This window comes from Arthrobacter halodurans (assembly GCF_041877255.1).
Taxonomy (GTDB): Bacteria; Actinomycetota; Actinomycetes; order Actinomycetales; family Micrococcaceae; genus Arthrobacter_N; species Arthrobacter_N halodurans.
Window position 1 is genome coordinate 116,055 of the sequence record NZ_JBHDLJ010000004.1, and the last position, 9,594, is coordinate 125,648.

The 9,594-nt window shown below is 62.6% G+C and carries 8 protein-coding genes, 2 pseudogenes and 1 other annotated feature; of the genes and pseudogenes, 3 read left to right on the forward strand and 7 right to left on the reverse strand.

The features are described 5' to 3' along the window. Window positions 1–134: 134 nt before the first annotated feature. Together ACETWP_RS06615 and ACETWP_RS06620 are read right to left on the reverse strand one after the other, a co-directional pair. Entirely contained in the window at window positions 135–659 is a 525-nt protein-coding gene (locus ACETWP_RS06615; RefSeq protein WP_373971428.1) for a tetratricopeptide repeat protein, read from the reverse strand. Between the two features lie 164 nt (window positions 660–823). Next, complete coding sequence (locus ACETWP_RS06620) at window positions 824–1,360, reverse strand: hypothetical protein (protein WP_373971429.1); 537 nt, start codon at window positions 1,358–1,360, stop codon at window positions 824–826. A gap of 983 nt (window positions 1,361–2,343) precedes the next feature. On the opposite strand from ACETWP_RS06620, the gene ACETWP_RS06625 reads away from it, so the two are divergent. Next, window positions 2,344–2,994, forward strand: coding sequence for a hypothetical protein (locus tag ACETWP_RS06625; RefSeq protein WP_373971430.1), 651 nt, complete (start codon window positions 2,344–2,346; stop codon window positions 2,992–2,994). On the opposite strand, the gene ACETWP_RS06630 is transcribed toward ACETWP_RS06625, so the two are convergent. Continuing rightward, window positions 2,987–3,253, reverse strand: a complete 267-nt coding sequence (locus tag ACETWP_RS06630) for a hypothetical protein (RefSeq protein ID WP_373971431.1) — start codon at window positions 3,251–3,253, stop codon at window positions 2,987–2,989. The genes ACETWP_RS06625 and ACETWP_RS06630 overlap by 8 nt on opposite strands. A gap of 485 nt (window positions 3,254–3,738) precedes the next feature. Here ACETWP_RS06630 and ACETWP_RS06635 point away from each other — a divergent pair, with 485 nt between their 5' ends. After that, complete coding sequence (locus tag ACETWP_RS06635) at window positions 3,739–4,611, forward strand: hypothetical protein (RefSeq protein ID WP_373971432.1); 873 nt, start codon at window positions 3,739–3,741, stop codon at window positions 4,609–4,611. Window positions 4,612–4,709: 98 nt separating this feature from the next. Here the strand turns inward: ACETWP_RS06635 and ACETWP_RS06640 are convergent, their stop codons facing one another. From ACETWP_RS06640 to ACETWP_RS06655, 4 genes and pseudogenes are all read right to left on the reverse strand, one after another. Further along, window positions 4,710–5,309: a recombinase family protein gene (locus tag ACETWP_RS06640; protein WP_373971625.1), complete on the reverse strand. Its 600-nt coding sequence runs from the start codon at window positions 5,307–5,309 to the stop codon at window positions 4,710–4,712. Between the two features lie 192 nt (window positions 5,310–5,501). After that, a pseudogene (locus ACETWP_RS06645) lies at window positions 5,502–5,684 on the reverse strand (RHS repeat-associated core domain-containing protein); the annotation flags it as partial. Between the two features lie 1,165 nt (window positions 5,685–6,849). Further along, window positions 6,850–7,299: a hypothetical protein gene (locus ACETWP_RS06650; RefSeq protein WP_373971433.1), complete on the reverse strand. Its 450-nt coding sequence runs from the start codon at window positions 7,297–7,299 to the stop codon at window positions 6,850–6,852. A gap of 26 nt (window positions 7,300–7,325) precedes the next feature. Beyond that, entirely contained in the window at window positions 7,326–8,249 is a 924-nt protein-coding gene (locus tag ACETWP_RS06655; RefSeq protein WP_373971626.1) for an RHS repeat-associated core domain-containing protein, read from the reverse strand. A 50-nt stretch (window positions 8,250–8,299) separates the two neighbouring features. On the opposite strand from ACETWP_RS06655, the pseudogene ACETWP_RS06660 reads away from it, so the two are divergent. Next, window positions 8,300–9,552, forward strand: a pseudogene (locus ACETWP_RS06660) (IS3 family transposase). After that, window positions 8,584–8,715: a sequence feature (AL1L pseudoknot), on the forward strand. (Overlaps the previous pseudogene by 132 nt.) Window positions 9,553–9,594 lie beyond the last annotated feature (42 nt).

A 9,594-nucleotide genomic window follows, 5' to 3' on the forward strand; every position in this document is an offset into this window, starting at 1 on the left:
TCTTGCGGATCCCCGGTGACCCGGCGGGCCCACCCGTCATTCGATGCGCGGGCCGCGGATGCGGTGGCACGTGGAGTCAGCCGAGATCGGCGCCAGTCAGGTTGGGCGCCTCTTCTAAGACAGCGAATCGAGACTCAAGTGAGTCGGCCCTTCACCACACTCTCCTTCGGCTTGACCGCACGTGGAAGGTCCTCGGCATACCCCGCAAGGGATCGTCTGTAACCGTGCAGGGTAGGGATGAGGGCATTCAAGGCCGTCCGCAGTGCGTCCCCGTAGCGGCCCTCGTCGTAGAGAGCGAGGGCGAGAAACGCCTGGCGTGGCGCTTCGTCGGCGCCTGCCGCCGGCATTGATTCGAGCATCGAAACCGCTTCCGCCGAGGCGCCAACGTTGCGCAGGGTGCTTGCCAGCTGGATGTACACGCGGGTTGCGCGCTCCCCCTCGAGCCCCGCCGCGATCGCGTCGCGGTACAACCGGATGGCTTCGCCTTCGAGCCCAAGGGAATCATGTACGCCGCCCATTTCGAAAAGCGCGGCCGCGTCGCCTTCCGGGCGTTCCGAAGCGAGGACCTGCATTTTCTTGATCGAGCCTCGCGGATCCGACTCATCGAACTCGTGCTCGTAGAAGCGGTCAATCTTCTGATCCCAGGTCGCGTCCGTCATTGCCTCAGCATGGCATGCGTCCAACGCCGGGGTGTCGCGATGAATTCTCATTCGGCAAACGCGGGCCGAAGTGCCCTGCCGACGGCCAGTACCGAGGCGCATCCTCGAGAGGTGTGGGCGGAACAACGGCACAGGTCGCTGGATCGTTCGCGCAGGGGTTCGATTCAGTGCTGCGAGGCGACGCCGACAGAAGCCCCTGCGGCACGTGAACCGGCCCTCCCCGCCGCCACTTCGACCCGGCCACCCCCAGATTCGAAGGAGACTATTCTCCACAGGGGCGGGAGCCTGAACAGGATTTCGGTCCAGGTCGGGACGCGCTCCCGCGCTGGACCGTCGATGGCGATCCGAATGACATCACCGGCATCGGGGCCCAGAAGGCCGGCCCGCGGCTGGAACTCCAGCCTGCCTGCCCTCACCGTCGCAAGACCCAGGGTCCACTTGGCTGTCAGGGGTGGCAGGGAACCGTCGACGGTCCGAACGCGACAGCGGAACGTGTCGCGCTTTGGCTCGCGGCCCTTCCACCAGTACCGGATAGCCACACCGCCCAGGGCCCCGAGCGCCGGGCCGGTGGATATGACCAGGACCGATTTCCAGTTGCCGTCGGTCATCCACATTCCGAGAAGGAAACACAGCAGAAACCCCACCACAAGAAGAATCAAGAGCCACGCGAATCGTTTGCCGGCACCCATTCCGTGCTTCACACGCTCTCCCGCCGGCCGACGTCCTGATCTGGTCAGTTCCTGTATATGTGCAAGTGTCGGCGTTGCCCATGGGGAGCAGGAAAATAGGGTTGGGAGAATGCGGATGCCAGTGTGAAGCAGGACCACCAATTCGCGGTTCATGCGACCGCACCCGCGGTGGGACACTGCGGGTTGCTGAGCTTGCAGATGGTGGGTAGCAAGACGCATCGTTGGTTCATCCGTAGTCGGGCGCTACTTGGCCAAGGACTGTTAGCTCAATAAGCTACCGAGGGACACTCAACTCGGGGGACTGATAGAACGATGGCCATAGCGACCATATTGGCCGTAGCCGCTCTGATCTCCACGGTTTCCATCGTTGCGGCTTGCCTACGATCCAAACGAAATCAGATCGGCTACCTGATGCCGCTAGTCGTTTTGGGAATAGCGTACGTGATGGTCTCGATCCCGATTGGGCAGGTCAAGGATAGTGTGGACGGCATCGTATTCGTCTCCACGTCGGTTCTTGCATTGAGTTCGGCGTTGTTCCTGGGTTCACTCTCGAGTCCCATCCGCCCAGTCACGTACGCGGCCTGCATCATGGCCTCGAGAATTACTCCCCGCCAAAGTGCGGACTACGAGGAAGATCTCGTTCTCAGAAGGGAAACAAGATGGTACTTCCTGGCAGCCGTATGCCTCTTCCCCGCACTCTTTTTCACGTTCCACCCGCTATTCGCGAGCCTTGCTGGAGTTTCTGCCTAACGACCCGCGGCTTCGCTTTTTGTCTTAGTACGTCAAGATGACACCTTTGATGAGACCGCTGAAACTGCATGCGCTGACTCCCTTTATCGCCAGCCGCCAATCCCAAGCCAGCGACGCCCTTCCAGGCGTGCGCTAAAGCCTTCCGCCGAGTAGATGGTCGATGAGGCGCTCTGGACAATATTGACCGTTCCCCGCAGGGTGGGGGCAGGACGCCCAATCTCGGGCGCGAAGCCGAAAGGACCCCCATGGCCGAGACCGACGTCCCGGCCCGCTGGGCGAGGGCTAACCAGAAGGCCGCCGTCATTGCCGACCATGGCATCGACGAGCCTCTGCGCATCTACCTCCGCTGGCACCTGCCGCTCGGCGTGCTGATCCTAGTAGGGCTGGGATACGCCCTGTCCAACCTATTGCTAAGCGAACCGTGGAATACCGACCTCGCGCTTGGACTCATGCTCGCCGTCTTCGGAACGTTTGCCGGGGGCCTCGCCTACACGAACCGCCGCCTCAAGTCCCGGGTGTCCCTGGCCCGGTCAACACCGCTGTACGGGCTGGAGAAGCCCGAACAAAAGTCCATCCGTCGGCAAATGCTGGGCAACGAGCCGCCGGTTCCGGAGCAGCTGGGCGTGGTCCGCGGCGTCGCCATCGAGCATCGGTACATGATGGCCAGGCAGTTCGTGTTCCTCTTTCCGTTCCAGATGCTCCTCTGCGCGTCCCAGATCGTGAACTTCTGGACAGATACGGTCTCGTTCGCGACCTTTCTTTGGGTTGTCGCGCTTTTCTTGAGCGTTTGGGCATGCGCCTATTCAGCCTGGCAGTACCGCCGGATTGGAGCGTTCCTGAACGGCACCTACGCCGCCGGTGAACAGGGCGCTGCGCAGTCGTCGTCCGCTACTTGAGCGGACCCTCCCGAGGTGCGTCCTCGCTCTCAGGCTCATCGTCGAAGGTCGGCACGCGGTGCTCGCGCTCGTTCTCCCGCACATACAGTGCCAAGAAGCCGGCCCCGGCCAGGCTAAGGACCACCATGAGCCAGTCGCCCCTGGTGATGAGCAGGTAGACACCGAAGGCGAGCCCGCCGATGAGGGTGAGCCCCCAAGAAACGGCGAGGGTCCTCCCGCGGTCCAGATAGCTCCACTGCTGGCCCCTCTTCGGCAACATGTTGGCTCCAGACCGTTGATCGTTTTGCCGATCATCTACCAGGCACAGTTGGCACACAAGGGCGGTGGGCATCCCGTCGAATGCACCCATGGCGAGAGTTCACGGCACTCCCAATCAGAAGCGCGCGCGTCCTGAATGGGTACACCCCAGCCTGACGTCAGGCGCGGTTTCGAAAAGCGTCAGGGTGGGATCGATTTTCGCGATAACGGACACTCTCGGCGCGAGGTCCCAGAGCTCATCCTGACAGTCGGAATGAAGTGGGGAGAACCGGAGGCCCAGCATGCGTCGCCTGGCCGTGCTCAAGTCGAGCATCGGGATTCGGGGCAGCGAAACGGGCGCCTGACGGTGAGTTGCCGGTGCTGAACCCCGGCCAGGCTCCTGACTGTGAATAGCATCATAAACGCACGCCGGCCGGGCGGAGGCCGCCCGCAAGCTGATAACGTTACCTATTCGTAATATTATTCTCTGACTGAAGTGTGTGCAAAATGGCCGACGACAAAGCGACCGAAGACAAGCCGAAACTCCTAGGACTAAGCGGCGCCCAGACTCTTGCATCGGCCATGGCCGCTGTCACCGCTGCCTTGGTGGGTTCGTTCCTGGGGGTCGCCGGAACGCTTCTCGGGGCCGCACTCGGTTCGATCGTCGCCACGGTCGGAGCGGCCCTCTACGCCCAAACACTCCTTTCGGCGGCTGGCGTGGCCAAGGAGAGAATCCCCGTGCGACGCCGGCGGGGCGTCGCTGCCGACACCGGTGACGGCGGCACCGAGGACAGCACCCGTGAAAGGCTGGTCGCCAGTGCGCCCTCCAAGGCAGCCGACCCCCGGCCGGCACGTGCTGGAAAGAAGTCCACTCCCAAGGCCTGGATCAAGATCGCATCGGTCAGTGTCGGCGCGTTCGCAATCGCGATGGTCGGCATCACCGCCGTCGAATTCGGCACCAGTCAGCCGATCTCGACTCTGGTCTCGTCAACTACGGCCACTGACAGCGGCACGGCCGAGCGGAAGACAACGCTCGGCAGCGTTCTGACCGGCAACCAGTCACCCTCGGACGAGGCAGACAAACCGACTGAGCAAGTCGAGGAAGTGCCGGAGCAAGTCGAGGAGGGCACGAACCTCGATGGCCTGGATACGGACGGCACCCCCAGTGGCGGGGACAGCGGCTCGGCCGAAATCGTAGAGCCGGGAACTGGCGAAACCAGCGAGACCGCGCCGGCGGACCCCGCCCCCGACACCCAGCAGACTCCGGCGCCTGCCCCCGAACCGGATCCGATCCCCGAGCCGGAAGTCTCCTCGGATCCGGGATCAGCCGAGCAGGACGGCCCGTCCGGTGACGGCGGAGCTGCTGGCACAGACCAGTAGGGAGCCCCGTCCAGCGCCAGCCACAGGGCGGCAACCACGGTGCCAGCCTCGGTCGGCAGGGATCCTGAGGGAAGTAGGTCAGCGCCGGCGCGCCGCCTCTAGACGTCTCGGCTGCTCTCGCGGATGGCGAGGGCTTGTTGGTGGCGGTAGAGCGTCGCGCGGCTCCAGCCCACGAGGCGTGCGGCGTCTTCCGCGGTGCGCCCCTTCGCGCGGGCTTCCGTGGCGAGCGCGAGCTTGTCGGCGATCACGGCCGGATCCGACAGCGGCCGGCCGAAGCGGGTGCCGCCTTGGCGGGCGGCGGCAATGCCGGCGTTGACGCGTTCGACGATCAGCTCGCGCTCGTACTCGGCCAGGGTGGCCAGCATGTTCAGCATCAGCCGCCCGGTCGAGGTCGCGGGGTCGATTCCGTCCGATATGGACCGGACCTGCACTCCATTTTCGCGCAGGAGGTTCACGGTGTTCAGGACGTCGATCAGGGAACGGCCCAGCCGGTCCACCCGCCAGACGACGACGGTGTCGCCCGTCTGGGCGTAGTCGAGAAGCCTCTTCATGCCGGGGCGCTCGATCGCGGTCTTGCTCCCGGAGGTGACGTCGGCGAACACGTCGCGTTTCTGGACCCCTGTCGAGACGAGCGCGTCGAGCTGCAGTTGGGCGTCTTGGCTGGTCGGACTCACGCGCGTGTATCCAAGAAGTCTCATCCCGCCATTCTGCCTCGGAAACCCCCTCCCCGTCCCATGCTGAGACGTTTTACGGTGAGACGGCTTTCCGAGACAGCGTGGGCCCCGTCTTTTCGGCACGGATTTTCGGCACAACCTGCACAAGGGGCGTGTCTCGAAAACCTGTTGCTTTCCGAGACAGTTGAACGTCCGACCTCTGAGCAGCCCGCTGGGATCAGTCTTGTTCACGGGATTGCATTCGGCGTAAGCGTAGGTGTTGGCTTCCTGTCCGGAGAGGTCGGGTTGGGTGAAGCGGCCGGTGGTGGCGTCGTAGTAGCGGGCGCCGAACTTGTGCAGGACGGTGGCTGGGGAATGATCGGAGGGCCGTCCCCCTGACAGGGTGGAGACCTCCGGCATTAGCGCGAATACGGATTGAGAGTCCCCTTATACGTATCGAAAGCGCAGGTAAGCTATGTGCATCTCGGCCCTACCCATAATGTGGGTATCTACCATGAGAAGATGAGCCCCTGGAGGCCACTCTTCCCACGATCCTGACGCGGCATTCTTCTCCTCAGCAACTAGGCGCGGTAACTCCAGATCGACGTGTAGAGCACCTTCAACTTCTCGTGCGCTGATCGATAAACGATCCTGAAACGGCCTCCGTTTGCCAACCGGTCCCGTCGGAACGCCCAGCGAATTGTCTGCCATGTTTGCAGTTGCCACGAGGCTTAGACTCTCTAACCGCACCGATGCTGAACCCAACAAGTCTGCATCTGTCGATAACTCAATCCTGCCAGGAGCTTCTGCGATAAGAGCGACCCCTGTCAACCACGGAACCATTTCGGCGGTTGCGTTCTCGATGACAGCATGGATGCTTTGCGCACTGCTAGATCCGATAAGTATTCGCACCATTCGCTCCTAGTACTTTGGCCCAATGAGGTAGTAGTGCCAACTGTTTACGCGGAACGCGTTTACAGGCGTTTGGGAACCGGGCCTAGTGCTTGCGCCAAGTCGAACCTGACCAACATTCATTGATCTGGCGCTGCTCGTACTTGCCTGGTTAACAGATCGGTTGAGCGCTCCTGTGTAGATCGATGATCGGATCCTAGTCGGGGGTACGGGGAGTTCTTGGACCCCGTGCCGCGGACACGTTGCGCAGGGGTGCGGTGTGGGGGGTTGTCTTTCGCCTTTCCCGGGAGCTTCGCAACCGTGTTTGGGTGTGCGGTTTCGTCTTGTCGCTTGTGAGGCATGGTGGCAAGACAGTCGGTCCCTTTAGTTCTCGGGGGATTGAAAGTGTCTCGACGGGTTGTCTTGCAACCGGCCGGTTGTGAGTCACCAGATGACTTACTTCGTCCTTCGGTGGCGGACTTTCCCATAGGGCACTCGATAGATTCGCTATGGCTCCGAAAGCTGGAGTATATGTTCGCGTGGATCACGTATCTACACCCCAAACCGGTCACGTCGGCGACTGGGAACCCAGTGGCGTTCAATGCAGTGGGACGCACCCTAAGACAAGCCCTCAAAGCTCAGGGTCCCACGGAACCGCTGGCCGGCCGATTCGGTCGGTGTGCGACGTGAAGGATTAAGTTGTAGGAAAGCCGGGCACTTCCGAGCCGCTTTCGCTAAAGGATCCGAGCACAAAATACCTTGAGAGGTAGGTTTCACTAGGGCCGAGGCAGCCCTTGTTGGCTTCATTTATATGCTCCTGCGCGTGCGATCTCACACGGTCGAGAGTAGTCTCATCCCACTCAACGGTGGCCTTTGAAAAAATTTCGCCAAGAATGGGATCCGATTCGACATAACGCGGTGTCCTAACGCGTATCAGCAGGTATGTGTCGTCGAAATCTTTGTCCGGACCGAGCCCCAGCCTGGAGATAAACCGACCGAGCCCTGAGGTGACACGCTCGACCATATCGATGCGGAAAACTCGAGCATGGTCGAATGACGCTGATTCCGCGCTCTTTTCAGAGGCTACGCCGCTTCCTTCGTCCCTCGATTTAGTAGTACGGAAGAATTCTTCCAGTTCCTCCACACTAATAATTTCGAGCCGAGACATACTTATCGCCTTCCTAACCCCAGCCATCTGCCGGAAATATACGGAGTACGCACATGATAGTTAGCGATGCGCTTCTCACTCCTTTTTGCAGCGCGATTGCTTCGTATTGGGGTACTGAACCTGTAGAAGTTCGCTTTTCTAAAGACTGCGTTTCGTGCGCTATTTACGGATCGATACCCACGCAGTCCGTTATTGCTAACTCTGATTCCGCTATATGTCGTTGCGCGAGATCCCGTGTAGATGCGCCCAGCTAGGTCCAGCGTCCTCTTTGAGTAGAAACCTCGATGGGATCCCATTTTTTGGTTGCGAATTGCCGCTCTGGCCATGTTGGTGGCCTTGAACAGACGCTTTTTCGCATAGTACTTAATGCCCCAGCGAACAGCTGCCCATCCCAACCACACCAATGGAGCAGCTAGCCCACTTACATCGTGGCTATTTACTGGGTCTTGCGGGTAGGTGTAAGAGGTGGAATTCCCACCGGTTACGGGGTCGCGGGTGGTGAAGTGACCTGTGGTGCTGTTGTAGAGGCGGGCACCCATGAGAATGAGCCCACTGGTTTCGGCGGCGCGTTGGTCTACGCCATGCCAGCCGTAGGTCGTGGTGCCGGTGTCGACGGGCGAGGACTGTTGGTCGCCGTATTCGTCGTACTGGGCCCAGGCATTGATCCCACTTGCATTACCTGCGGCGGGCAGTGTGGTCGTGGCGACCGTGTCGCCATGGGGATTGTTAATGGCGAGCTTCGCTTGACCGTCTTCGATGGTGAGGGCGAGGTCGCCGCCCAGGGTGGTTGCGTAACGGCTGGTCGTTGTGGTGGTGCCGATGGTCTGGCTGGTCCAGCCGGGGTTGTCGCTGCTGTCGGTGTAGTGATTCCTGTGGATGCCGTTGGCCGTGCTGTCGAGGGTGAGGCGGCGTCCTTCGGGATCCAGTGAACCGCACTGGGTCTGGTAGAGACTCTTTCCTCAACGGAGAATGAATCGTGACCAGTGGAATCAAGTACGAGCGGGAGTTCAAGGACCGGGCCGAGCGCCTGTACGCGGAGCGGCGGGCCGAGCACCAGGAGGAGTCCAAGGCGGCGGCGCTGCGCCACGTGGCCAAGATCGTCGGGATGCCCGAGGACACGTTGCGCACGTGGACGCGCCGGGCCGAGGTCGACGCCGGGGAGCGGCCGGGGGTGACCAGCGACATGGCCGCGGACCTGCGCCGGTTGCGCAGGGAGAACGCGGAGCTGCGCCGCGCGAACGAGATCCTGCGCACGGCGTCGGCTTTTTTCGCGGCGGAGCTCGACAGCCCACGGTAGTGATCGTCGCATACATCGATGCCTTCAGGCATCGGTTCGGGGTCGAGCCGATCTGCCGCGTCCTGACCGAAAAGGCCGGGATGAAGATCGCCCCGTGCACCTATTACGCGTTCAAGTCCCGCCCACCCTCGGCCCGGGCCGTGTCCGACGCGGCGATGGCCCGGGTGATCGCGGACATCCACCGGGAGAACTACGGCTGCTACGGGGTGCTGAGGATGTGGCACGAGCTGAACCGGCGGGGCCACCGGATCGGCCGCGACCGGATGGGCCGGCTGATGCGCGGCGCCGGACTGGGCGGCGCGGTCCGCGGCCGGCGGCGCACGGTGACCACGGTGCGCGACGGCGCCGCGCCGCGGCACCCGGACCGGGTCAACCGCGGGTGGGAGGTGCAGGCGCCGAAGACCGTGTGGGTCGCGGACTTCACCTACGTGTGGACGCACGCGGGGTTCTGCTACGTCTCCTTCATCACCGACGTGGCCTCCCGCATGATCCTGGGCTGGAAAGCCTCGATGTCCAAGGAGGCCGCGCTGGTCACGGACGCGCTGGCCCAGGCCCTGGCCCTGCGCCGCCGGGGCGGCGCCCGGTTCACGACCCGCGGCCTGGTCCACCACTCGGACGCGGGCTCGCAGTACACGTCCATCGCGCTGACGCAGAAGCTGGTCGAGGCCGGCATCGCGGGCTCCATCGGCACCGTGGGCGACGCGCTGGACAACGCCCTGATGGAGTCCACCATCGGCCTGTACAAGACCGAGCTGATCGACGCGGACCCGCGCCGGTCGTGGACCTCGCGGCAGTGCGTGGAGAGCGCGACGGCGGAGTGGGTCCACTGGTTCAACCACCGGCGGCTGCACTCGTCCATCGGCCACCGGGCGCCGGTAGAGCACGAACACAATTACCACCGAAACCGCACCCGGGAGCCCCTGAGTGCGTGAAGCCCGAGCCTCTACGAAACCCAGCAAAGTTCAGCCAAGGAG